This is a genomic window from Paenilisteria riparia FSL S10-1204 (assembly GCF_000525995.1).
Classification (GTDB): domain Bacteria; phylum Bacillota; class Bacilli; order Lactobacillales; family Listeriaceae; genus Listeria_A; species Listeria_A riparia.
This window is the reverse complement of record NZ_AODL01000007.1, coordinates 298157-321377: the sequence shown is the minus strand read 5'-3', so window position 1 is coordinate 321377 and position 23221 is coordinate 298157. Positions and strand designations below refer to the sequence as shown.

21 protein-coding genes, 2 pseudogenes and 1 riboswitch are annotated in these 23221 nt (G+C 41.7%); of the genes and pseudogenes, 9 read left to right on the top strand and 14 right to left on the bottom strand.

Annotated features, from left to right (window positions below; genetic code table 11):
* Positions 1-7 precede the first annotated feature (7 nt).
* The 3 genes and pseudogenes from arcC to PRIP_RS06330 all read left to right on the top strand — a co-directional run bounded on the left by arcC (position 8) and on the right by PRIP_RS06330 (position 2555).
* A pseudogene (gene arcC, locus PRIP_RS06340) lies at positions 8-968 on the top strand (carbamate kinase).
* 209 nt (positions 969-1177) lie between these two features.
* Complete coding sequence (locus PRIP_RS06335; RefSeq protein ID WP_036100198.1) at positions 1178-1978, top strand: formate/nitrite transporter family protein; 801 nt, start codon at positions 1178-1180, stop codon at positions 1976-1978.
* Between the two features lie 100 nt (positions 1979-2078).
* A complete protein-coding gene (locus PRIP_RS06330) occupies positions 2079-2555 on the top strand; it encodes a GyrI-like domain-containing protein (RefSeq protein WP_036100196.1) in 477 nt (158 codons plus the stop codon).
* Between the two features lie 181 nt (positions 2556-2736).
* Here the strand turns inward: PRIP_RS06330 and metX are convergent.
* Together metX and PRIP_RS06320 are read right to left on the bottom strand one after the other, a co-directional pair.
* Positions 2737-3856 (bottom strand): annotated as a pseudogene (gene metX / locus PRIP_RS06325) (homoserine O-acetyltransferase MetX).
* Between the two features lie 22 nt (positions 3857-3878).
* Positions 3879-5156, bottom strand: coding sequence for an O-acetylhomoserine aminocarboxypropyltransferase/cysteine synthase family protein (locus tag PRIP_RS06320; RefSeq protein WP_036100194.1), 1278 nt, complete (start codon positions 5154-5156; stop codon positions 3879-3881).
* A 112-nt stretch (positions 5157-5268) separates the two neighbouring features.
* Positions 5269-5368: riboswitch (SAM riboswitch) on the bottom strand.
* A gap of 318 nt (positions 5369-5686) precedes the next feature.
* On the opposite strand from PRIP_RS06320, the gene PRIP_RS06315 reads away from it, so the two are divergent.
* Positions 5687-6214 (top strand): HdeD family acid-resistance protein, encoded by a 528-nt coding sequence (locus PRIP_RS06315; RefSeq protein WP_036100193.1) that lies wholly within the window; start codon positions 5687-5689, stop codon positions 6212-6214.
* A gap of 47 nt (positions 6215-6261) precedes the next feature.
* On the opposite strand, the gene PRIP_RS06310 is transcribed toward PRIP_RS06315, so the two are convergent.
* The 4 genes from PRIP_RS06310 to PRIP_RS06300 all read right to left on the bottom strand — a co-directional run bounded on the left by PRIP_RS06310 (position 6262) and on the right by PRIP_RS06300 (position 9224).
* On the bottom strand, positions 6262-7608 hold the full coding sequence (locus PRIP_RS06310) for an LPXTG cell wall anchor domain-containing protein (RefSeq protein ID WP_052008762.1): 1347 nt from the start codon (positions 7606-7608) through the stop codon (positions 6262-6264).
* 258 nt (positions 7609-7866) lie between these two features.
* Positions 7867-8406, bottom strand: a complete 540-nt coding sequence (locus PRIP_RS06305) for a Crp/Fnr family transcriptional regulator (RefSeq protein WP_420912110.1) — start codon at positions 8404-8406, stop codon at positions 7867-7869.
* Entirely contained in the window at positions 8399-8542 is a 144-nt protein-coding gene (locus tag PRIP_RS18210; RefSeq protein ID WP_420912109.1) for a hypothetical protein, read from the bottom strand. The genes PRIP_RS06305 and PRIP_RS18210 overlap by 8 nt, the downstream gene beginning before the upstream one ends.
* 142 nt (positions 8543-8684) lie before the next feature.
* A complete protein-coding gene (locus PRIP_RS06300) occupies positions 8685-9224 on the bottom strand; it encodes a biotin transporter BioY (RefSeq protein ID WP_036100191.1) in 540 nt (179 codons plus the stop codon).
* Between the two features lie 181 nt (positions 9225-9405).
* Between PRIP_RS06300 and PRIP_RS06295 the strand changes: the two genes are divergently transcribed.
* From PRIP_RS06295 to PRIP_RS06275, 5 genes are all read left to right on the top strand, one after another.
* Entirely contained in the window at positions 9406-9738 is a 333-nt protein-coding gene (locus PRIP_RS06295) for a PadR family transcriptional regulator (RefSeq protein ID WP_036100190.1), read from the top strand.
* A complete protein-coding gene (locus tag PRIP_RS16210; RefSeq protein WP_052008761.1) occupies positions 9731-10309 on the top strand; it encodes an HAAS signaling domain-containing protein in 579 nt (192 codons plus the stop codon). The genes PRIP_RS06295 and PRIP_RS16210 overlap by 8 nt, the downstream gene beginning before the upstream one ends.
* A complete protein-coding gene (locus PRIP_RS06285; protein ID WP_036100188.1) occupies positions 10302-11333 on the top strand; it encodes a DUF4097 family beta strand repeat-containing protein in 1032 nt (343 codons plus the stop codon). Before PRIP_RS16210 ends, PRIP_RS06285 begins: the two co-directional genes overlap by 8 nt.
* 17 nt (positions 11334-11350) lie before the next feature.
* Entirely contained in the window at positions 11351-11914 is a 564-nt protein-coding gene (locus PRIP_RS06280; RefSeq protein WP_052008760.1) for a hypothetical protein, read from the top strand.
* Positions 11915-11977: 63 nt separating this feature from the next.
* Complete coding sequence (locus tag PRIP_RS06275) at positions 11978-12478, top strand: GNAT family N-acetyltransferase (RefSeq protein WP_036100187.1); 501 nt, start codon at positions 11978-11980, stop codon at positions 12476-12478.
* 45 nt (positions 12479-12523) lie between these two features.
* Here the strand turns inward: PRIP_RS06275 and PRIP_RS06270 are convergent, their stop codons facing one another.
* From PRIP_RS06270 to PRIP_RS06235, 8 genes are all read right to left on the bottom strand, one after another.
* Complete coding sequence (locus PRIP_RS06270) at positions 12524-12922, bottom strand: hypothetical protein (protein WP_036100185.1); 399 nt, start codon at positions 12920-12922, stop codon at positions 12524-12526.
* 63 nt (positions 12923-12985) lie between these two features.
* Positions 12986-13336, bottom strand: coding sequence for a magnetosome magnetite crystal formation protein family (locus PRIP_RS06265; protein ID WP_036100184.1), 351 nt, complete (start codon positions 13334-13336; stop codon positions 12986-12988).
* 95 nt (positions 13337-13431) lie between these two features.
* Positions 13432-15630: an alpha-galactosidase gene (locus PRIP_RS06260; protein ID WP_036100182.1), complete on the bottom strand. Its 2199-nt coding sequence runs from the start codon at positions 15628-15630 to the stop codon at positions 13432-13434.
* A gap of 15 nt (positions 15631-15645) precedes the next feature.
* Positions 15646-16476: a carbohydrate ABC transporter permease gene (locus PRIP_RS06255; RefSeq protein ID WP_036100181.1), complete on the bottom strand. Its 831-nt coding sequence runs from the start codon at positions 16474-16476 to the stop codon at positions 15646-15648.
* A gap of 15 nt (positions 16477-16491) precedes the next feature.
* Positions 16492-17391, bottom strand: a complete 900-nt coding sequence (locus PRIP_RS06250) for a carbohydrate ABC transporter permease (protein WP_036100180.1) — start codon at positions 17389-17391, stop codon at positions 16492-16494.
* 87 nt (positions 17392-17478) lie between these two features.
* Positions 17479-18747 carry an extracellular solute-binding protein gene (locus tag PRIP_RS06245; protein ID WP_036100179.1) on the bottom strand — a complete coding sequence of 423 codons (1269 nt, stop codon included), beginning with the start codon at positions 18745-18747 and terminating at the stop codon, positions 17479-17481.
* Positions 18748-18884: 137 nt separating this feature from the next.
* Positions 18885-19871, bottom strand: a complete 987-nt coding sequence (locus tag PRIP_RS06240; protein ID WP_149023772.1) for an aldose epimerase family protein — start codon at positions 19869-19871, stop codon at positions 18885-18887.
* 53 nt (positions 19872-19924) lie between these two features.
* Positions 19925-23170 carry a tetratricopeptide repeat protein gene (locus tag PRIP_RS06235; RefSeq protein WP_036100177.1) on the bottom strand — a complete coding sequence of 1082 codons (3246 nt, stop codon included), beginning with the start codon at positions 23168-23170 and terminating at the stop codon, positions 19925-19927.
* Between the last annotated feature and the right edge of the window lie 51 nt (positions 23171-23221).

Below are 23221 nucleotides of genomic sequence, written 5' to 3'. Positions count from 1 at the left end.
ATTTTCAATGGGAAAACGAGTAGTTATCGCGCTTGGCGGAAATGCCATTCTGCAACCAAAACAAGAAGCAACATTTGAAAATCAATTAAAAAAACGTCGAGGATAGTTGCGCTAAAATCGCTGAAATCACTGAAGCCGGCCATAAAGTCATTGTTACACATGGTAATGGGCCACAAGTCGGCAATATTTTGCGCCAAAACGAAGAAGCTAAGGAGTTCGTCCCAGCACTTCCAATCGATGCGTGTAGCGCAGAATCACAAGGTTTCATCGGCTATATGATGGAACAGTCCTTAAAAAACGAATTTGCTCGCAAAAAACTAGCAACAAACGTCATCACGCTACTAACACAAACAGAAGTTAGCGCAAGTGACCCGGCGTTTCAAGACCCAACCAAACCAATCGGCGTATTCTATACCGAATCGGAAGCCGAAGAACTAGCAAAAACAAAAGGCTGGAAAATGGCAGAAGACGCCGGCCGTGGCTACCGTCGCGTTGTCCCTTCACCACAACCTAAGAAAATTCACGGCGTCGAAGCCATCAAACAACTAGTCGCAACAGACACCGTCGTTATTTCCACAGGCGGAGGCGGCATTCCAGTCGTTCAAAACGAAGCAGGCAATCTAAAAGGCGTCGAAGCGGTCATCGACAAAGACCGCTCCGCATTACGCTTATCCGAACAAGTCGAAGCAGACGTCTTCATGATTCTAACCGACGTAAGCAATGTTTACTTACATTTCGGCGAACCGAATCAACAAAAACTAGAAGGCGTTCCCGTCAAAGAAGCGAAACAATACATGACAGAAGGCCATTTCGCAGATGGTAGTATGGGACCAAAAATGGAAGCCGCAATCGCATTCGCTGAATCCGGAAAAGAAGCTATCATTTGTTCTTTAGACGCAGCGGTAGATGCATTAGCCGGCAATGCAGGAACACGCATTTTACCAGAAAAAAGCACTGTAAACGCATAACTAATCTTGACTCGGTGGATCTCCATTGGGTTCTTTTTATGTTTAGCAGATAACCAGTTTGGGAATTGTAATTTATAATGAAATAAGATGTAGTAATTTTTTCAGAAATTTTTCAGAAAATCGGCTAAATGGTTATTTTCAATCGAAGAAATTCGTGCTACAATAGAAAAGTTGTGGCGCATGAAAACTAATTAATGGAGATGAAAAATTTGGACGCAGAAAATAGTACATTGATGCAGAAAATCGATTATAGTACGCGCAAAAAAATCGATTTAGTGCATAATAGTGTGATTCGCTATATTATCCGTGCAATGCTAGCGTGTTTATTCCTAACACTTGGAACAGCAGTTGCGGTAATGATTGGCGATAAAGTAGATCACTTCGCACACGGATTAGGAAAAATCGTTTACGCCTTCATGTTCAGCTGGTCACTTGTAATGATTATTTATATGAACGCGGAACTTGGTACCAGTAACATGATGTATATGACAACTGGAGTTTACCAAAAAATTATTAAGCCTGGCAAAGCTTTAGGCATCTTATTTCTTTGTATTTTTTGTAATTTAATTGGTGGTATTTTAGCAGGTTACTTGATGTCGCTAACATCAGCATTTCACGCTCTACCAGCCGATCATTTCTTATTTACAGCTGTAGAAGGTAAGCTACAAAAAGAACCACTACAGATTTTCATTGAAGCGATTTTTGCAAATATCGTTGTAAATACGGCGGTCATTTGTACCATGCGGATGAAAGATGATGCTGGAAAAGTTTTCGCGATGGTATTCATTATTTTTATCTTCGCATTCCTTGGCTTCGAGCACGTTATCGCGAATTTCTCTTCTTTCTCCCTAGCCTTCTTCTCATCAGGTGGACATGTACCTGGTATGACATTAGGCAGCGTATCAACCAATCTTTCTCTAGCCCTACTCGGCAATTACGTCGGCGGTGGTTTGGTCATCGGACTTGGTTATGCATGGCTGAATAGAACGAAATCGATATACAAAGATTAAAATAAAGACTCCTATCACATTTGTGATGGGGGTTTTTAATATATTTAGAATCAAAAAAAAGATATACTTATTTACATAAACGTATCGAGGAGGAGATTAAATGGATGCTATAATTGTAAAGCATGATAAATTTCAAGTAATCGGCGTGAAAAAAGTATTTACCTATAGCCAAGGGAAGAATTTAGAAGACATCCCAGAATTCTGGGACGAAGTACATGCCAATGGAACAATCGAGAAGCTCAGTCAATTAGGAACCTCATATATGGGAATTTGTAGCGCTTCTAAAGAACAAGCGGAGAAACAAGAAATGGACTATTGGATAGCGACGGAGTATAGCGGACAGAAGGTTGATGGGATGGAAGTTTTCGAGGTTTCCGCACAGGAGTGGGCAATTTTCAAATCCATTGGAGCCTTACCAGAAGCTATTCAAGCTACTTGGCAGCAAATTTTCTCAACATGGCTACCTGAAAGCGATTACATTCATGCGAACGGCCCTGAAATCGAAGTCTACGATGGCAGCGATACAACAAAAGCCGATTTTATGTGCGAGGTATGGATTCCAGTAACAAGAAAATAAAGTGAGACTAGAACATACCACAGATAAACTAGCGACAAACGAAAGCCGAGCGAGGATGTTATTCCGCTCCAAACTTTCAGAATAAAAAAGCTTTCACTAGATTTACGCCAAGCAAGATTTTCGTCTTAGCAAGGAAACGGCTAGACGAAAAATCTTGCTTTACCTAGAGTTTATACCAAAATTATTTATTTTTTAGCGTCAGTTGCGAATGCTGTGTCAAAAAAGTGCTAATAAGCGGATGGAATTTCTCGACCTCCACTAAAAATGCATCATGCCCGTAATCCGAATCTACTTCATAATATGTCACCGGCACATCCCATTCTTTCAAAAGCTCGTAATCGCGTCGCAAATCATTAATTCGAAATAATTGATCACTTGTTACACCGACCAATAAATAAGGAATTTGAATATCCGCAAACAATGGCTTTTCATTTATTCCATTTACCGTCACATCGAATAAATCTATCGCTTTTGTTAAGTACAGGTAGCTATTCGCATCAAAGCGCTCCACGAATGTATCCCCTTGATATTGCAAATACGATTCCACCTGAAAATGCTCTTTTGAGAAAGCACCAGGTGAGGAGTCAGCCACTGTGAAGCGCTCAAATCGTTTAGAAAAAAGCTCACTCGTCCGATAGGTCATCATCCCGACCATCCGTGCCGTTGCAAGCCCACCTTCTGGTTGACCAACATAATTTCCACCATTAAAATCAGGATCATTCAAAATCGCCATCCGCATAATTAAATTATAACCAATCGCCTCCGGGCTTGCAGCAAGTGGGGATGCTAAGTTAATCACAGTCCCCGTCATTTCGGGATAATCAATGGCCCATTGCGTCGCTTGCATACCGCCCATCGAACCACCAATGACTGATACCACGTGAACCACACCAAGCGCGTCAAGCAATGCTTTTTGGACCTTAACAATATCTTTAATCGAAAAGCCTGGAAAATTCAAACGGTACGCTGTATCTGTCCTTGGATTAACGGAAGAAGGTCCAGTTGTCCCACTGCAACCACCAAACACATTCGCACAAACTAAGAAATAATCAGCTGGATCAAGCGTTTTTCCTGTCCCAATAAAGTCGTCCCACCATCCAGCTACATCGTCTTCAAAATGTTTCGCGGCATGTGCTGTCCCAGTTAATGCATGTTCTAGCAGAATACAATTGTCTCTTGTAGCGGATAATTCGCCATAAGTCTCGAAACCAACATCAATTGGCCCGATTGTTTTCGCCATTTTCTAAAATAAGTGGCGTATCTTCAAAAAGTCGTATTTGTTTTAGCGTTCCCAACTCCATCACCTTTTTCTATATAGTAGTCTTAAATACTGTCCAGCGCTTGGGCAAGGTCAGCGATAATATCCTCCACATTCTCGATGCCAATCGATACGCGAATCGTTTCTGGTTTCACGCCAGCTTCCTTTTGCTCCTCGATGCTTAATTGTTGATGTGTTGTCGAAGCAGGGTGGATAATAAGCGATTTTGCATCACCGACATTCGCCAAGTGCGAGAACAGCTTCACAGATTCAATAACTTGTTTTCCTGCCGCGTAGCCATCTTTCACTCCAAAAGAGAAAATCGAACTCGCTCCTTTTGGAAAATAGGTTTGCGCTAAATCATAGTATCGGTTTGATTTCAAACCAGGATAGCTAACCCAAGCTACTTTTTCATGGCTTTCGAGATATTCCGCAACTTTTTGTGCATTAGAAACATGTTTTTCAAGCCTCAATGATAGTGTTTCAAGCCCTAGAATCAATAGGAAGGAGTTGAATGGAGAAATTGCGGCACCTGTGTCACGCAACAGACTCACGCGTAATTTTGTAATATAGGCAGCGGCGCCAACATCATTCGCATAGGAAAGACCGTGATAGCTTACATCAGGTTCCACTAGTTTTGGGAATTTGCCGTTTTTCCAATCGAAAGTTCCGGCATCAATGACGGCACCACCAATTGCCACACCGTGTCCACCAATGAATTTCGTTGCCGAGTAAACCACGATATCCGCGCCGAATTCAAACGGCCGATGTAAATAAGCTGTCGCAAACGTATTATCTACAATAAGCGGAATCCCATGTTTATGAGCAATCTCAGCCACTTGCCGAACATCCACAATATTCATATCTGGGTTTCCAAGTGACTCAATAAAAATCGCCTTCGTGTTATCCGTAACCGCATTCTCAAAATTCGCTACAGCATCAGGCTCTACAAATGATACATCAATACCAAAGTCCTTGAACGTATGCGAGAAAAGCGTGTAAGTCCCGCCATAAAGCGTGCTAGCAGAAACAATATGGTCACCACTACTTGCAATATTTAAAATCGCATACGTAATCGCAGCCATCCCAGAAGCCGTCGCCACCGCACCAATTCCACCTTCCAACAATGTCAAACGCTCTTCAAAAACAGCTGTCGTTGGATTCATAATGCGCGTATAAATATTTCCTGTTTCCTGTAACCCAAATAACGCTGCGGCATGTTCCGTGTCATTAAACGTATACGAAGTCGTTTGGTAAATCGGCACTGCTCGAGCGTTCGTCGCACTATCAGGCGTATGACCTCCGTGTACTTGAATCGTCTCAAATCGGTAATTTTCTCCCATTCTTTTGCCCCTTTCACGCGAGCCTATCAAGAAAACAATAAAAAACCTCTCCCAGCAAGCTTTGAAAAGCGATACTAGGAAAGGCTGAACAGACAACTTTTCACTCAACATTAGCTTATCTTCGCAAAATACTGCTGGAATTAGCACCGTGAAAACAACTTCCGGTTGCTAAGGTTTCATAGGGCCAGTCCCTCCACCTTTCTTGATAAGAAGCGTATTAAATTGCTATCATCATACAACTTTTAGCATCTATTTGTCAAGGTAGCAGGCAGATTCTTCAAAAAAACGAACCTAGTAATAAGGTTCTAAATATGAATTTTTTTTAAATTATTTAGCTGTGAAAATGAAAAAAACACATATATTTGACTCATATGAGGCCTATTTACGCTAAATTATGATTATTTGTGTCTAAAAGCAGAAAAAAAAATCTAATATACAATAAAAATAGTGTTTTATTAAAGTAAAAAGGGGTAAAATGTACAACAGGGCTTAAAAAGTTCTAAAAATAAAAAAAGGAAGTGTTACATAGCATGAAGACATTTACTCGCATATTAGTTTTACTAGCTGGTATTGCAATGATTTGTTTAGGAATCTGGTTTGTGTTCCACCCAGGAATTTCTTTACTTTCATTCACATTTTTCATCGGAATCTTAATGTTAGTTGTTGGGGTATTCCAAATCATTTCGTACTTCTCTAACCGTGGAGGACAGAAAGTATCGGGCTGGATTTTAGCAGAAGGAATCTTATCGGTATTATTAGGTATTTTATTATTAGCCGATCAATTAGAAGGAACGGTTACTTTAGTACTTGTTTTCGGTATGTGGGTGTTGTTCGCAGGAATTATGCGCACAATCGGTGCATTTGCTGCTAAAGGAGAAAACGTTGAAGGTTGGGGTTGGATTTTAGCATTAGGGATTCTTGGTATTATTCTTGGCTTCATATCGTTGTTCAATCCAATCGTTGGTGCAATTGGTATCGTGCTTCTCGTGGGTACATTCTTTATCGTTCAAGGGATTAACTGTATTGCAACGTTCTTCTTTGTTGGTAAAGTAAAATAAACATAAAAAAGAGAAATCCACGAAATGGATTTCTCTTTTTTTAAATGCTAGCTACGTTTTCTCAAGTAGAATGCTGCAAGTGCGGAGATAGTTAATCCAGCAAATACGATTCCAGTTGCGCTATTGTCGCCAGTTTGTGGTAGCTCTTTGATAGTTGTTGGTGGTGTTGGTGTTTTAGTAGCTGGTGCTGAATCAACTTTTTGGACAGTGTTCACAACAGCTGGTTTCTTCGTATTTTCAACGGGTGCTACTTGTAGCTTACCGCCTTGGAAGGTGAATTCGGCAACATCACTCATTTCGCCAGTTTCTTCATCCATGCTGATTAAATATATCGTTTGTCCTTTAACTAGTGGTGTTTCAAGTTTGGAATGGAAGTTGCCATTTGCATCAGCATCAGTCATACTTAACAAAGTTTGACCATCTTCTGAAATGATGAAAACAGCAGTATTTGGTTCTGCTTTTCCATAAACGTCTGTTGCTGTCGTTTTGTTTACGTCTACAACTGGCGCGTCAAAGAAGTATACATCATCACCAATTACTTCATAAGAAAGGGTTACGCTTGATGTATTTCCGCTTGCATCTTCTGCCACGACAACGGTTGTATGGGAGCCTTCAGTAGCTGTGTCTAAAAATTTCTTACCGTTTTCGAAGTACACTTTTACAAAGCCAGAGTTATCTGTTGCGGTAACAAGTTCATCTGCGGTCCATTCCTCGTCGATACCTATATAGAAATCATTTTCATCGGCTGTGATAACTGGTTTTGTTGTATCAACTACCGTGTATGTTGCAGTGATGTTTTCTGTTGTTGTGCCGTTTGTTGCTATCACTGTTGCTGTTTGTGCGCCTAAGCGGTTAACGACAGGAGCTTTAGCGAAAGATAGTGTTACGCCGCTTGCTGCTGTTACGAATTTGCTTGGATCTTTTACTGCTACGTTTATTTCTGTTGTTACACCTGTCTTAGCTGTGCCAAGTGCTGCATCTGTTGCCACAGTTGGTTTAGCAATAGGTTCTGTTACTGTATAGTTCACTGTAATTTCTTGTGTTGTCGCGTCAGCAAATGTTGCAATAATAGTTGTCGTGAATGTTCCAGCAGCAGTTGTTGTAGCTTCTGCTCCGGATTTGAATGCCAGTGCAGGGCCGTTCGTCGTATCTGTTATTGTCACAAAATCAGCAGGTATAACGGTTGCATTTCTTGTGAAAGTAGTATCTGTCTTAGGTGTAACTGAGCTTGTAGTAGTGGTTGCTGGTGTTGCATCTGTATTCGTTTCTTGTGTTGTAGCCCCATCAAGTGTAGTTGGTGTTTGTGTCTCTTCCGCGAATACTGGTGTTGTTAAAGACAGTGTTAGTCCGCATGCAAGCAAGCCACATGCTAATTTTGTAGTTTTGTTAGCCATTTAAAAATTCTCCCCTTTATGTGTAATAAGTTCATTATACTAAAAACAAGGATAATTGTCATTACTTATTTGTAGGGATTTCCAAAAAGAAAACGCAACCTATTGATAAATTAGTTCGGATTTAGTTAAAAAAAGGAAATATGTAGAAATTGGTCATTGGTGTTGACCTTTTTGCAAAACTATAAATAAAGCCGGATTTATCACATACCAAATCATGATTGGCAAGTGATAAATCCAGCTTCCATTTTCTATGAAAATTTATTTTTTAGTAATAGAGTACAAATCCGTATATTTCATATTCAACATTTCTTTCACGGCTGCCATGTCATGGATTTTCCAAGGTTTTGGTGAAAGAGAAATAAGTCCTTCTTGTTCTAGTTTGCGAAGGTTCGTTGCAACGTAAGCACGGGCCAGGTTTAAGTACTTTCCAATTACTTTTTGTGTAAAATAATATGGGATTAAGTATGAGCCATCAGGTTCAGCGCGACCAAAGCGCTCGGCTACAATAACTAGGCCAGCTAGAATTTTTTTGTCGGACGGTAGATTAGAAAGAGATTCACGAATAAGAATCGGCTGTGTGAAATTCAAATAGAAGAAGTAAGCATACCAGAAGCTTTCTTGACCAAAGGTAATTTTATCGATAACATATTGACGATCGAAACGTAACAAGGTGACTTCACTAATTGCTGTGTAGGAAATAGGTGATACGGCATTTTCAAGAATGCTTAGAAAGCCAAGAATATCATTTGGCCCAGAAAAAGTTAGAATGGAATCGTCTCTGATTGTTCCTTTAGACATGGCGACCATTCCTTTTTTTACGACTATAGAAGTGTTGATTATCTGTCCCTTCTTCCATGATAACCTCATTGCGGCGGTACGTAAGCTCCGTATAAGGCGATGTTGCTTCGTTTGACTCTAATAATGTGGCAAGCATTTTATCAGTGTCAAAACTTTTTTTTCAGATTATTGTAATCATATAAAGTCATTAGTATGTTCCCCTTTTCTCACAGATTATCTCCTTTATTATATCGAAGCTGGAGGGGTTTGTATAACGATTTCCCTTGATTTTGGAAAATTTAGATGAGCTTTGCAGTAACTAGCCGCTTGCGAATCGTTATTCCAAGCAGGGCAGCAAGTGTCGCTTTCAAGATTCCAGGAATGATGAATGGGACAAAACCAGCCATAAATGCAGTGTTCCAAGGCATTCCAGCACCAAATTTAAGCCATGCAGCACCAAATAGTAATGTCACCATAGCACCGATGATGTTGGCTAAAATAGCATAACTAAGTCGGAAATCGGTTTTTTCAATAATGAATGCTGTAATGTACGCGTTGAAAAGAAAACCAATGATAAAACCGCCAGTCGGCCCGAACAGGATGCCAAGCCCTGCAGTCATTCCTGCGAAAACAGGGATACCGATTGCGCCGAGAACGATATAGACAGCAACGGAAATAGTAGCATTTCGAGGAGATAAAATAGTTGCGGCGAGTCCGACGGCAAGTGTTTGTCCAGTGAGTGGAATTGGTCCGATTGGGATGGTTACTTGTGCTAGAATCGCGATGATAACGGCAAATAGCGCGTTAATAATAAGTTGTTTTAATTTTTCATTTCGCATGATCATTCCCCTTTGTTAACTTAATATGATATTAGGTTAACATTAACTTTTAAAAATGGCAATACTATTTTTTTATTAACACTACCTTGCATTAATTAGTAGTGCGTGATATAGTATGTATAACAGGTAGTGATTAATGTTCAGTACTGAAATTTTAACAATTAGAAGTGGAGGGTTCGGCATGGAAGTGAATGTTCAATTTAAAAAAGGTGTTCTGGAATTATGCTGCCTTTTCCTTATTCAGAAGAAAGATCAATATGGATATGAGCTGGCGCAACATGTTTCGCAATATGTAGAAGTGGCGGAAGGTGCGATTTATCCGGTTTTACGTCGGCTTGTTAAAGAGGGATATTGTGATACGTATTTGAAAGAATCAACAGAAGGCCCATCGCGAAAATACTATCAACTAACGTTCAAAGGTGAAATTTATATGAATGAATTGATGTTTGAATGGAAAGATTTTGTGTCGAGTGTGAATCGATTGTTTAATGAAGGGGGAGAGAACATTGGATAAGAACCAGTTTCTAAATGAATTAGGAGTAAAATTAGCAGGTCTTGAACCTGAGGAAAGATTTGAAATCTTAGCGGATTATGAGGAGCATTTTGCAGCGGGTGCAGCTAGTGGCAAGTCGGAACAGGAAATCGTATTTGATCTTGGCAGTCCAGATGAGATTGCGCGAGATATCTTAGCAGGACGCGGGGAAGCGCCTGTTGAGGAAACGTATTATGTGCCAAGACCAGCGCCAATGAAGAAGCGTGGCGCGGCTGGACAATTTGGTGTTTTCTTAGCGATGTTGATTCCGAATATCGTGGTCTACTCGCTATTGCTTTCCTTTTGGGGAGTAGTTGCGGGAGTCGCGGCTTCAGCGCTTGGTTTTTTCTTGACGCCTGTTGCCTTTATTTTGGACGTGGTAGTGAATCATTCGTTTGTACTATATAAGTTGTTCGCAGTGATTGCTTCGCTTGGACTTGGTTTCATTTTTGTCGTATTGACGATGTGGCTTGTGAAGGTGATGCTTCTTACGACTGTTGGGTACACGCAATTCAATATTCATTTGATGAAGGGAGAGAGAAAGCATGTTTAAAAATAAAGTAAAATTACTTATTATTGGTGCGATTCTTCTTGTCATCGGTGGCATTGGGTTTGCATTTACGTTTAATAGTAACAATGTGGTGGATCGAGGAACGGCGTATAATCGTGAATGGAAGCTTGCTGACGGCGATATTTCGCTGATTAAATTGATGGGTGATGAAGACTTGCAAGTGAGTGTTGCAGAAAGTACGAACGGGAAAAACTATGTGACGATGAGCGGAAGTCTCTCAAAAGATACGATTAAGCGACTAGATGACAGTGTGAAGGAAAATCAAGATAGCTTGACGATTAATGTGGAGAACAAGCAGGAATGGATGAGTTTTCTTGATTTTGAGATTTACGGTAAGCAACAAGTGACGATTTACTTAACGAAAGATGCGAAATTGTCTCAGCTAGAAAGCAACCTGAATTCGAGTGACTTGAAGGTACAAGGCGTTGTTGCGGATAATGTGATGCTAACAAGCAGTTCTGGAAGCATTGAAGCCGCTGATTTAAAGGCGAAATCGATTAAGGCTAAGAATAATTCGGGAGACATTGAATTGCGCAGTATGATAGGAAATGTGGATGTGACGAATAGTTCTGGAGAAAGTGATGTTTTAGGAATGAAGGGCGATAACTTGAACGTGTCGTCAAATTCAGGAGACATCGAAGTGAAACAAGTGAAAGTAAATACGGCTATGCTCAAAAATAGTTCGGGAAGTATTGACGGTGAACAGGTAGAGGGCGTTGTGAAAGCAGAGAATAATTCAGGGGATATTGATCTATCCGATTTGTCGGACGGAGTTACAGTAACAAACAGTTCTGGGGAAACCGATTTGTCATTCCTTGATGTAAAGGCGAATGTAGCGGTAAATGCGGATTCTGGTGACGTATCGATAGAAATTCCAAGTACTTTTGATGGATTCCTTGATTTGCGCAGTAATTCTGGCGATGTTAAGGTGCCTAATTCTAAACCAAGTTCAGATCGTGTTATCAAAGTTCGAACTTCTTCAGGTAATATCCAAGTCGAGCACTAAGTAGGAGCTGTAATGTGATGAAAGTGTATGTCATTTTAACAAAAACAACAACGATTCCGGGGAAGCTTATTCAAAAATATACACGCCAACCATTCAATCATGTATCGATTAGCTTGACGGAGGATTTGTCGGAAGTTTATAGTTTTGGACGGATTGGTAAGCGAAACTTTTTGAATGGTGGATTTATTAAAGAGGATGTGCGAAGCGGTGTGTTGGAGAAATCCGCCACCGCCATTCTCAGCTATGAAATCACAGCAGAACAACACGCTCGGATTCAGCAGGAATTGGATTGGTTCTGGTTTACAATTGATAATTACCGATATAATTTTTGGGGGATTCTAGGGTTAGTATTACGTCTCGACTTTTCTGTGGAAAATGAATTTTTTTGTTCGCAGTTTGTTGGGCATGTGCTAGAAGTTGCAAATATTTATGTGGTTGGGGATACAGCATTGCATTTCCTACAGCCACATGATTTTTTATATGAAGGCTTGATGGAAGTAGAATTTTGCGGGTGTATGGATTCCTATGTAAATCGCTTTGTAGTGGAAGAATCAGAAATGTTAGCGCTAGCTTCTATGTGACTAAATGCATCCAAATAGGGTATACTAAGTGGTAACCTACAAGGATGAAGGGGGAAATCACAGATGACAGTTCAAATTAGAAAAGGAACGCTAGATGATATTGAAGCTATTCAAAGCATCGCTACAAAATCGTGGCATGATACCTACGAAAAAATCATTCCGCGCGAAGTACAGGATCGGTTTTTGGAAATGTTTTATAATTTGGAGACGTTAAAAACGCGTGTTTCAGCGACGCCATTTGCCGTGTTGGAGCAAAATAATGATGTGATTGGTTTTGCCAATTTTATCGAGCTAGAAAAACGAAAAAGTGAACTGGCGGCCTTTTATTTGGTGCCAGGTATGAAACATAAAGGTTATGGTACGCAGCTTTTGGACGAAGGTATTAAGTTGTTCGCTTTACCATTACCGTTATTTGTTAATGTGGAGAAGGAAAATACGAATGCACTGGCGTTCTATAAAGCACGCGGATTTGTTGAGTGGGATAAGTTCGAGGAAGACTTTTATGGACATAAGCTTGAAACGGTTCGTCTGCAGTTGATTCAACATGTGGAAGAAGAGGAATAGATAATAAAACGCTCAAAATCGGGAAATTTGATTTTGAGCGTTTTATTATTTTGTGGATGTTTTGGTCGCTGCTTTGCCGCTTTCTTTATGACCGCCCCGGATGACGAAGAAAACCCATGAAAGAAACGCGCTAATAAGGCCACCGAGTAGTGAAATCGTGATAATCATGAGCGTACTAACAAGTTGTAAAATACTCGTAATCACGACTGTCGCAGCAACACCGAAAACAAAGCCCCAAAGAATGAAACGTTTAGCGGTCGCATTTTGGCTGAAACCGTAAAACATTTCGGCTATAGTAGTACCAACAAGTATGAGCGGTGCTGCAAAGAGAATTGCTGCAAAAACAAGCTGATACGTCATTTCACCGTACATAATTGCTTCCATTCCGATTACTGCTAGAATACCAAATATAAATACAGTTAGATAAGCAAAGATAAAACGCATGATGCATTCCCCCCATTTCCACACATATTATATCATAAAAACGGGGAGGTTTCGCATCTTGGTTTAGTCAATTGTGTTAAAGAGTGGATTATCTTCTTTGGCGACAAGGGCTTGAATACCACGAACAATGTTGAAAACTGCTAAGATGACAATCATAATTCCGATAGCAACCATTAAGCCAAGTCCCACAATGCCAGTTACATTTGAACTGTTTGTGCTAATACCAACGAAGCTTACTAAAAATAAAGAGGCAAAACCTCCAATTGCAGGGATAATATGTGTTAATAAAGCGACCTTTGCGTGATGTTTCGTGTTTTCTGTAGCGCTGAAAATCCAAATAGCAAGTGGTACGAGAATCGGTGCGAAAAATAGGCTGAAGTAGCTAAGTGCGTTTAATATTTTTTGATCTTTCATAATGAACAACATCCTTTCGTAACTTGTTGTCCTAAGTATATGATAGAATCACATTCGCTAGCCATGGAATTGGGTGACAAAATCGCTTGCTATCATTACATTTTTGTAACCAGACGTTTAAGGTGGAGGACTTTGCTTTGGAAATCACCTGACATGTCTGGGTTTAAATAAAGCCCGAATTTCATTAATTCTTCGCCAGAGTAGGTTGTGTCACCGATTGCGTACATGTACTCTGGATTTAAATCACGCAACTGCAAGCGCAAGAAAGGCTCTGATGCCGCCCCAAGAATTTTGAAAAAGAAAACGAGGGACTCTTCTTGATTTGATGCAGTGAAACTCCAACTTGCAAAATTACTTTCGTAAGGGCTAATCAGTCGTGAAAAGCGACCAAATTGGATGAGCTGACGGTGCTTTTTATACCAAGTGATGTCTTGTTGTACAGCGTCCAATGTTTCCTGACTTTCTTTATTTAAATCGAGCATAATACCAAAATTCGCGCTCATAGCAACATTAGCACGGGTTTGTAGCGGCGTGATGCGTCCGACTTGATGGTTCGGGATTTCCGATAATTGTGCACAAATCATCACTGGAGGGAAAATCAAACTAGTGCCGTATTGAATTTTGATACGTTCGATGGCATCCGTGTTATCGCTAGCCCAGCTTTGTGGCATATAGTAAGCCATACCTGGATCAAAGCGCCCACCACCGCCAGAACAGTTTTCAAAAAGAATATGGGGATAGCGTTCGGTTAAATAGTCGATGACTTCGTATAAGCCGAGCATGTAGCGATGTGGGAGTTCCATTTGCTGTTGCGGTGTTAGGTCACGCGAGCCAATCTCTGTCATATTGCGATTCATGTCCCATTTAATGTAATCAATCGGCACCGCATCAAGGATTTCCGTCATCTGACGAACAATTTCTGTGCGCACTTCCTGCCGGCTAAAATCAAGTACGAGTTGGTTGCGTCCAAGCGAAGTAGGGTAGCCGTTCACGTGAATATGCCAATCCGGATGCGCTTGGAAAAGTTGGCTTTGCTCTGAAATCATTTCTGGCTCGAACCATAGGCCGAATTTCAAGCCGCGTTCATGAATTTGAGAAGAAAGGTTGGCGAGCCCTGACGGTAATTTCTTGCAATCTGCGACCCAATCTCCAAGTGATGTAGTATCGTCATTTCGCGCTTCAAACCAGCCATCATCCAACACGAAAAGCTCTGCACCAAGTGCTTTTGCCCCGTCTGCTAGATGTAATAACTTCTGCTCGTCGAATTGGAAGTAAGTGCTTTCCCAGTTATTAATTAAAACAGGACGCTCCTGCAATTTATGTTCGCCGCGCGCCAATCGTTCGGTATACAGCGAATGGAACGTGTGCGACATGTCATTCAAGCCATTTTTGGCATACACTAATACAACTTCTGGCGTTTGGAAAATGGCATTCGGCTCTAGTTGCCAACCAAAATTATGCGAATTCATTCCAACTAGAACGCGTGTCTGCGAAAATGTGTCTACCTCCGTACGGATCGTAAAATTGCCACTATATACAAAGTGGAAACCGTACACATCGCCATGATGCTCGGTCGTATTTTTGCGAAGAAGGGCGATGAAGGGTTGCTGATGGGTGCTGCTGGCGCCGCGTTTGCTGTCTAAAACATGGATGCCCATCGCGAGTGGTGTTTTCACGATTTGTTTTTCGCGAGCCCATGCGCCTGGGAGTTGCAATAAGTCGAACGCCGCATCATCAAAGTCAACACAACTAGAGAGCGCGCGGTTTAATTGAATCGTGTGTTCCGACATGTTTTGGTATTGCACGGATTTTGTGATGGCAGAACGATCCCGATAAATCGTATAGCTTAGCGTCGCGTGGATGCCGCGGATATTATCTGCGAGTGTGATTTCCAGTGTTTCCGCCTCATCATCCTCCATAACATACGTCGCAGGCAAACCATCTAAACGCTTCTTCCCGCTATAAATCGTATGGCTGGCATATTGAAATTGCGTCGCCTTCGTCCCATCCGAATACGTCATCTCAAACGCTGGCTCCCGGTAATCCCCCGAATCAAATCCAGGGAACTCTTGTAACACATTATCGAGCGAAAAAGTCGCATCATTTGTGCGATAAGGGTTTGGCGAGAAAGAAGAACGGTCTTTCTTCGGATACGTATCCGACTGCGTGAAACTCCGAATCCGCTCCCCCCAATAAGCATGAACCAAGAACTGCTCCTTAAGCTCCATCACATAACTTACATCCTTATTAAATAAATGAAATTGTCCTGTTTCCTCGTGAAAAATAATCGGCATTGCTGCGCCTCCTTTTTAATTTTTGGACCCTGTAGAAGCGACCCCTTGTACGAATTTTTTTTGGAAAATGATGAACAGAATCACCATCGGAATCGTTGCGATAACAGATCCCGCCATGAGTTGCGGATAGTTCGTTGTGTATTGTCCTTGAAGTAATGCCAAACCAGATGACAATGGCATTTTTTCAGGTGACATGTTGACAATCAGTGGCCACATCAAGTCTTTCCAAGCAAATAGAGATGTGAAAATGGCAAGCGATGTCAGTGGTGCTTTTGCAAGAGGAAGCATGATTTTGAAGAAAATTTGTACGGTGTTACAGCCATCGAGTGTTGCAGCTTCTTCCAGTTCGTCGGGAACGCTCATGAAGAACTGGCGCATCAAGAATGTCCCAAATGCACTGGCAATCCCCGGAATAATAAGCGCGGTGACAGTGTTTGCAAGCCCCATGTCCGAGACGAGCAAGTATTGCGGTAAAATGTACACTTGTCCAGGAATCATCATTGGCAACAAGACTAATAAGAACAAAATATTACTCCCCTTAAAGCGAATTCGCGCAAAAGCAAAACCAGCGAGCGCGCACAGTGCAGTGGAGACAACGACCCGAACGGCAATCATCACAAAGGTATTCCAAAAGAAATACGGAAACGGCAAAGCGTGCCAAACATCGGTATAGTTTTTGAAGCTCCAGTCAGCTGGGAATAATTTCGGTGGAAATTCCAGCGATTCCGATAATGTTTTAAATGACGTTAAAATACTCCATAGAAACGGGACAATCATAACGATGGCGCCAATTCCGAGCAGTATATAAATGAAAATATGACTCGTTGCAATTCTTTTTTTAGGCATGATTTTTGCCCCTCCTTATTTGTAGTGCACCCATTTTTTCTGTAGTTTCATTTGAATCAGCGTGATGACGAGAATAATTACGAGCAGAATAATAGCGATTGTCGCGCCATAGCCCTTATTATTATTCGCAAATGTGTATTGGTAAAAAAGATATACAATCGATTCAGTCGACTTGATCGAAGGACTGTACCGGCTAATCATCATCAAAATGTAATCAAATACTTGAAGTGCACCAATAAACGTTGTAATAACAACGAAAAATAGAGTCGGGGAAAGAAGCGGAATCGTAATTGTGAAAAATTGCTTCACAGGTCCAGCACCATCCATTTCCGCAGCTTCATAAAAAGTTTTTGGAATATCTTGCAATCCGCCTAACAAAATAACCATATTGTAACCAACGAGTGACCAAATGCCGACAATCATAATCGACGTCAGCGCAAATTTAGGATCACCAAGCCAGTCAGGTCCGTTAATACCAATCAACGATAACAAATAGTTAATCAGCCCATATTCCGAGTTATAAAGCCATTTCCAAACCATCGAAACTGCGACAGGCGCCGAAATGACGGGAATGAAATACACGACCCGGAAAAAGGATTTGGCTTTAATTTTGGAGTTGAGTAGAACGGCTGTGAGTAGTGATAAGAAGGTGCCAACAGGAACGGTAACGACGGTGAAAATCATCGTGTTGATGAGCGCGCGCCCAAGTTCTTTGTCATGGAAAGCCGTTGTGTAGTTGGCAATGCCATTCCAGACAGGTTCGCCAAGCCCTTTAATCGTGTTGAAGCTGTAATACAATGTTTGAACAATCGGCCAGACATTTAAAATGAGTATGAGTAGCAAAGTCGGAGCAATAAAAATAAAAGCCCAGATTTGCTTATTTCGTTGCCACGATTTCAAAGATGTTTCTTTCATCAAGCTTCACTCCCTTAGATATGTCGTTTCCCAAATATACAACGCTCAGAGTCCTAAAAATAAGAACTCCAAGCGTCTTTGAAAAACTTATTTTTGGTTAGCGATGACGTCGTTGATTTGTTTTGCTAGTTCTGTACAGCCTTTCTTCGCACTGATTTGGCCGGAGAAAATATTAATCATCATGTCTTCTTCCATGCTTAACCAGTCTGCACGACTCGGAACCATGTAAGACGAATGGCCATATTTCGCAGCATCCACAAATACTTGTGCGTCAATCGATGGGAATTTATCGACATATGGCTGTTGTGTGCCATCATAAGCAGAGATTGCAGCACCGGATTTCGATTGAATTAAGTTGGCATCTTTACCACCCATGTATTGTACGAATTTCCAAGCAGCATCTGGATTTTTTGTTTTAGCAGCGATAGAATAGCCCATGCCTGCTGAAATTGTGCCATGATCTGCTTTCTTCGGCATTGGCGCAACACCAACATTTAGTCCATCAACAGCTAAATATTCACTGTTCATCCAAGAACCCGCCGTAACCATTGCAGCCTTACCAGATTCGAAATATTGATCTGGTGTTGTGTTACTAAAGCCGGCGATAGAAGGGGAGTAGCCGTTTTTGATAAATTCAGTACCGTATTCGACAGCTTCGATTGTTTTTGGCGAATCATAAAGGCTCTTCTTGCCATCTTTAGTGAAGAAATCAGAACCGTTTTGATAAATTAAATTGTAAGTGAAATTCTGCCCATTGTTCGGCGCTAGCATACCGTAAACCCCAGCTTTTTTGTTGGTCAGTTTCTTCGCGGCATCCATCCAAGTATCCCATGTCCACGTGTCATCAGGATATGATACCCCAGCTTTGTCAAACAAATCTTTGTTATACCAAAGCGCAACGGTACTATTGTCTTTTGGAATGGCGAGTTGTTTATCGTCTACTTTTAGCGCATCAACTAAATTCTTCGGATATTTCGTCATGTCGAACTTGTCCGTTTTAATCTTGTCATTTAAATCGAGTAACGCATCACCTTGTGCATATGTGAAAATTTGTTCTGGAGACATCCAAAAAACGTCTGCCATATTTCCACCAGTTGCCGCTGCTTGTAATTTTGTCCAGTATTGATCCCATGGTGTTAGCTCGACGTTGACTTTAATGTCAGGATTTTCTTTCATGAATGCTTTTGACATTTCTTCCATGGCGGGTTTCTGGTTTGCATCCCAAAGCGCCAGAGTAATCTCGGTTTTTCCTGATGACGAGGCTTTATCAGATCCAGAAGATCCGCAACCCGCCAGCCCAACTGCTAAAAGGATAGTGAAAAAAACGGCTAAAATTCTTGTTCTGTGTGTTTTCATTGATTATTCGTCCTCTCTACTTATAATTTCGGAAAGCGCTTACTTATTCGGTGTTAAATAGCTATTTGATAAGCTAATTATAGGTAAATAGCCGTTTTTTTCAAATAGATTATGTTGCTAGAAAGATGGATTATTTTCTACTTTAGGCTAAATTGATACGTTGTTTCGGAATAAAAGGGCTGATCTGGCTGCAAAATAATATTTCCGAAGTTAGGATGATGAATCGCATCGGGAAGTTGTTGTGCTTCTAAGGCGATGCCAGCATATCTTGTTACTTTTTGACTTGTGGATAGGGTGAAGTCTTGATTGAAATGATTGCCTGTATACGCGATAACTGCTGGCGCTGTAGTTGTGATGCGGACTTGCCGGCCTGTACCTGGATGCGTGAGTATTGCGTCTGGATGTTGTCGCTTATTCAGAATGAAGGGGTGATTTAGTCCTTGTGACTGCTGAATATCTCGATGACTACTTGCAAGAATTGTTTGTAACGGAGTCGCAGTTCGCAAGTCAAATGGTGAGTTTTGGACATTTTTGATTGCGCCTGTTGGTAAATGTTCAGCGGTTAAGGGAAGGTAGGCGTCGCTTTGAATCATGAGCGTGTGATTATGAATCGTATTTTCCTTATTTGCAGCCAAATTAAAATACACATGATTTGTTGGATTAAACAAAGTGGTAGCATCCGTTGTAGCCGTGTACGTGATGCGCCAATTATTTTCATAATCTAAACTATGACAAACCGTCGCCGTTAAATTCCCAGGATAGCCATTTTCAAAAGCAGGGCTATGATACGTAAAACGAACACCAACACGCGTTTCTTCTTGGAATGGCTCGCCGTCCCAGAAACGAGATTCAAATCCGATTGTACCACCATGGCAATGGTTTTCGCCCTCATTTTTTTCAAGTGGAAAAGTCCATTCGCCGCCTCGAATACGCCCAGCAACACGCCCGATAGTCGCACCAAGATAGGTTTTTGCTTTCGTATAATCTTGCAATGTCGGCAAACTCAAAATAATATTATCCATCTTCCCACGAAAATCAGGTATTTCAATCGCAATAACGGCCGCACCATAGTTCATAAAACGCATAGAAACCCCGTTAGCATTTTCCAACTGATACATTCTCAATGAAATTCCCCTTTCAAAAAAAGGAAGGCGAACTAACGCCGTTCCTCATGGATTTAACAAAATGATAGGTGTCTAATTGCGCCTTGATGATCTGGGCGAATGACTAAAATCCCTTCCAACAACTCGCGTGCTTTTTCAGTATTCCCAAGCCCAATATTGCCAAGTGCCATCAAATACTGGCAGTAAATCGTGTTATTCAACTGAATATCATCATCAAAAACAACCGTATTCGGCATTGAAACCGCGAAATAATCATAAGCAACTGTATCAAATAAAAGCTTCTCACCATAACTCACGAGCTTATGGAAACAAGACTTCGCCGCCGCTGCATTACCTAACGCTGCATGAGCCCACCCTTGATACAAAATCGTATCCGCCGGCTGATCATTATAATACAATACACTCTCAGGTTCGAAATTTCCTTGTGTTGCTTGCAAGAACGAGGACATGGCTTGTTCCTCCTGCCCAAGTTTTCTATATGCTAGCGCTAAATAATAATAGCTAATCGTATCACGAACATTTGCCAATTTACCTTCACCCAAATTCTCAGGATACGCAAAAGTTCGTTCCAACAATGCAACTGCATCTTGTGGCGCGGAGTCGATTTTTTGTTTTGCAAGTTCAATCAACGCGTACAAATACTGTCCGCTAACCTTGCCTTCGCCGCCTTCCCACGGATGAAACTTCCGATTTAGCAGTAGATCAAGCGCCGTTTCATAAACGCCACGCGTATTCAGAAGCGAAATATACGTAATAAATAAATCGTCACGCGTTTCCGTAGTCACCATATTATCTTGCAGCGCCGCCAACCGATCCGCAACCGATGTGCTCTGGCTCGCTGTCAGTTGATCGCGTTCTAAGAGCAGTCGACCGTCATTAGAATCAAGCGCACAAGCCTTCTCAATACTTTGAAGCGCCTTCATCGCATTCTGTTGTTTATTATAGTAAGCAAACGCCAAGTTCCGATGAACCGTCGGGAAATCAGGATTAAGCTTCGCACTACTTTCCCAAAGCGCGACCGCATCCACATATTGTCGCTTATCATAATACAAATTACCAAGATAATATTTCGCAAAACTCGCCTCAGGACAAAGTGCAATAACCCGTTGCAAAATCAAAATTTCATCCAATTTATTTGGGAAGCAATAATCTGGTGAAGTCTTCTCCGCCTCCTCAATCCAAGCTAACTGATCCGCGTGTTTTGGCGCCATATAAGCCAGGTAATAATATTTCAAAGGACTCGCTACAGGACATTCCTGTAAAATTTCCATCGCTGACTGCCGATCTCCGAACGACGCATAATCAAGCGATAACTCCAAATAATTATTCAAGGAATCCCGCATTGCCGATTGCCAAGCAGGTTTTGCTGCCGCATTCAATTTTGCCGCTTCAAACAAACTCCCTAAATCAAGCGCATCAATGGCCAAATTAGCCGCTACAAGTGGTGCCACAGCAAGATTCAGCCGCCTCGAAATATAAACCTCAAGCACGCGCGCCTTCAAATGATGCTGATTCTTCACAATCGCCCGTTGGACAAAAGCCAGCGCACCATCCCAATCCGCTCTGCGACTCGCAATACAAGCCAACTGATAAAACGCCGCAGCTTGCGTATCATCATTCCAAGTCGCCTTATAAAACGCATCATACGCCTTCTCCTCATCACCGAGCTTCACATAAGCCAAACCAAGGTTGAAGAGCGGTTCGCCGTAATAAGGATTCGGACTTTTCCAAGTCAGTGTGTCCACTGCATTCTGGAAATAATCTCTAGCTTGCGCAAACAACCCACGACGATACAAGAACATCCCATACCCATTGTTTAACCGAATATCCTTCGCATCACGTCTTAAACCTTCCAAATAATATTGTTCCGCATCTAGCGTCGCATGGCGATATTGCTCAATGTGCAGCGCTGCCAAGAACAATTCCTCCGTCGTCTTCATGTCAGTAGGGGACACAAGCGCTTCCGCAGGCTCCGGCAATGGCTGCAACTCCTCTTCCTTCAGCGCATAATTCACCAACAACTGCCCATTCGCATCGCAAACACGAACAGTCAAGTCATCGCCCGCAACATCCAAAACCTTATGATAAAACAAATCAGGCGAAAGGTCTACACTATCCGCAAAAATCGTTTTTGGCCCCGCAGTTAACATAATTTGAGCCCCTATAAAAACCGCAGAAGCATAAATCGTAAGCGTCGTCGATTTCCCGTCACTCTCTAAATTCACCGAAGCATCCACCGTCGCATTTTTCACCCGACCAACGCCCTTATAAGGCATGAAATACTGCTGAAAAGTCTTCTCCTCATAGGGCTTTAACCAAGTGAAGTCCGGCTGATTATCCGTGAAAACTCCCGTCATCAACTCAATATAAGGCCCGTCATCATCCGTTAAATTCCGATCCCATGCCCGTCCGAAATCGCCGTTTCCCCAAGTCCACTGCTTCTTACCAGGTGACACATGATGATCCGCGATATGTAGGAGTCCTGCCTGCTTTTGTTCATCATAATTCCCGATAAAATCATAATCCGAATGGTGCGCCATGTACGACGTCGGAACTTGGATATTCTTATACATCGAAATATCCACACCTTCCGAATAATCAAACTTATAATATGTCCCCGTCGCAATCGGAAAGCTAGAAACAGCTCGTTTCCCGTGATCCATCACAGCATGCACATCCGGCGGAAAAATAGATATCGTATGATCATTCACAGGCACCGCCGGATTCGCCCACCAAAGAAACGTCTGTGGAATATCCGTCCGATTATACACTTTCCCCGTAATCTCAATATACGCCTTGTCCGGATAAAGCGTAAAACCAGCCGATCCCTTCGAACCATACATTTGATCAATCTCGCTCGTCCAAACCGTCTTACTCCCGTCCTCATTCGTAACAATCGTGTACTCCACTGGCATAAACGTACTAGGACGATGATGTTGCGGCCAATTAAACTCAATGCCCCCAGAAATCCAAGGCCCCGCGAGCCCAACAAGCGCAGGCTTAATCACATGATTATAATAGACAAAATCATAATTATTCGTCTTATCCGTTGCCCGCTGAATCCGTCCACCAAGCTCCGGTAAAAGCATCACTTTCAAATACTCATTTTCCAAATAAACCGCCTTATACGTCTTGTCCACCTTATCATCCGCAATCTTCTCCGTCACAGGAAGCGGATATACTTTGCCGCTACTTCCTTGATACACCCGTTTTTCAAAAAAGAGCGGGTTCTTATCCGGTGCCGAAGCTTCATACGTTGGAATCACAATTTCCTCTTCCCAGACACGCACTGTTTTCATTATTCAACACTCCAATCCACATGTAATAATTCAAGAATACAGCGAATCCAT

What these genes read in the sequence shown, in the direction of transcription:
- PRIP_RS06330 (WP_036100196.1), top strand. Translation starts at nt 2,079, where the DNA reads ATGGATGCTATAATTGTAAAGCATGATAAATTTCAAGTAATCGGCGTG.
- PRIP_RS06320 (WP_036100194.1), bottom strand. Translation starts at nt 5,156, where the DNA reads ATGGGAGAAAATTACCGATTTGAGACGATTCAAGTACACGGAGGTCAT.
- PRIP_RS06315 (WP_036100193.1), top strand. Translation starts at nt 5,687, where the DNA reads ATGAAGACATTTACTCGCATATTAGTTTTACTAGCTGGTATTGCAATG.
- PRIP_RS06310 (WP_052008762.1), bottom strand. Translation starts at nt 7,608, where the DNA reads ATGGCTAACAAAACTACAAAATTAGCATGTGGCTTGCTTGCATGCGGA.
- PRIP_RS06305 (WP_420912110.1), bottom strand. Translation starts at nt 8,406, where the DNA reads ATGTCTAAAGGAACAATCAGAGACGATTCCATTCTAACTTTTTCTGGG.
- PRIP_RS18210 (WP_420912109.1), bottom strand. Translation starts at nt 8,542, where the DNA reads ATGCTTGCCACATTATTAGAGTCAAACGAAGCAACATCGCCTTATACG.
- PRIP_RS06300 (WP_036100191.1), bottom strand. Translation starts at nt 9,224, where the DNA reads ATGCGAAATGAAAAATTAAAACAACTTATTATTAACGCGCTATTTGCC.
- PRIP_RS06295 (WP_036100190.1), top strand. Translation starts at nt 9,406, where the DNA reads ATGGAAGTGAATGTTCAATTTAAAAAAGGTGTTCTGGAATTATGCTGC.
- PRIP_RS06285 (WP_036100188.1), top strand. Translation starts at nt 10,302, where the DNA reads ATGTTTAAAAATAAAGTAAAATTACTTATTATTGGTGCGATTCTTCTT.
- PRIP_RS06280 (WP_052008760.1), top strand. Translation starts at nt 11,351, where the DNA reads ATGAAAGTGTATGTCATTTTAACAAAAACAACAACGATTCCGGGGAAG.
- PRIP_RS06275 (WP_036100187.1), top strand. Translation starts at nt 11,978, where the DNA reads ATGACAGTTCAAATTAGAAAAGGAACGCTAGATGATATTGAAGCTATT.
- PRIP_RS06270 (WP_036100185.1), bottom strand. Translation starts at nt 12,922, where the DNA reads ATGCGTTTTATCTTTGCTTATCTAACTGTATTTATATTTGGTATTCTA.
- PRIP_RS06265 (WP_036100184.1), bottom strand. Translation starts at nt 13,336, where the DNA reads ATGAAAGATCAAAAAATATTAAACGCACTTAGCTACTTCAGCCTATTT.
- PRIP_RS06260 (WP_036100182.1), bottom strand. Translation starts at nt 15,630, where the DNA reads ATGCCGATTATTTTTCACGAGGAAACAGGACAATTTCATTTATTTAAT.
- PRIP_RS06255 (WP_036100181.1), bottom strand. Translation starts at nt 16,476, where the DNA reads ATGCCTAAAAAAAGAATTGCAACGAGTCATATTTTCATTTATATACTG.
- PRIP_RS06250 (WP_036100180.1), bottom strand. Translation starts at nt 17,391, where the DNA reads ATGAAAGAAACATCTTTGAAATCGTGGCAACGAAATAAGCAAATCTGG.
- PRIP_RS06245 (WP_036100179.1), bottom strand. Translation starts at nt 18,747, where the DNA reads ATGAAAACACACAGAACAAGAATTTTAGCCGTTTTTTTCACTATCCTT.
- PRIP_RS06235 (WP_036100177.1), bottom strand. Translation starts at nt 23,170, where the DNA reads ATGAAAACAGTGCGTGTCTGGGAAGAGGAAATTGTGATTCCAACGTAT.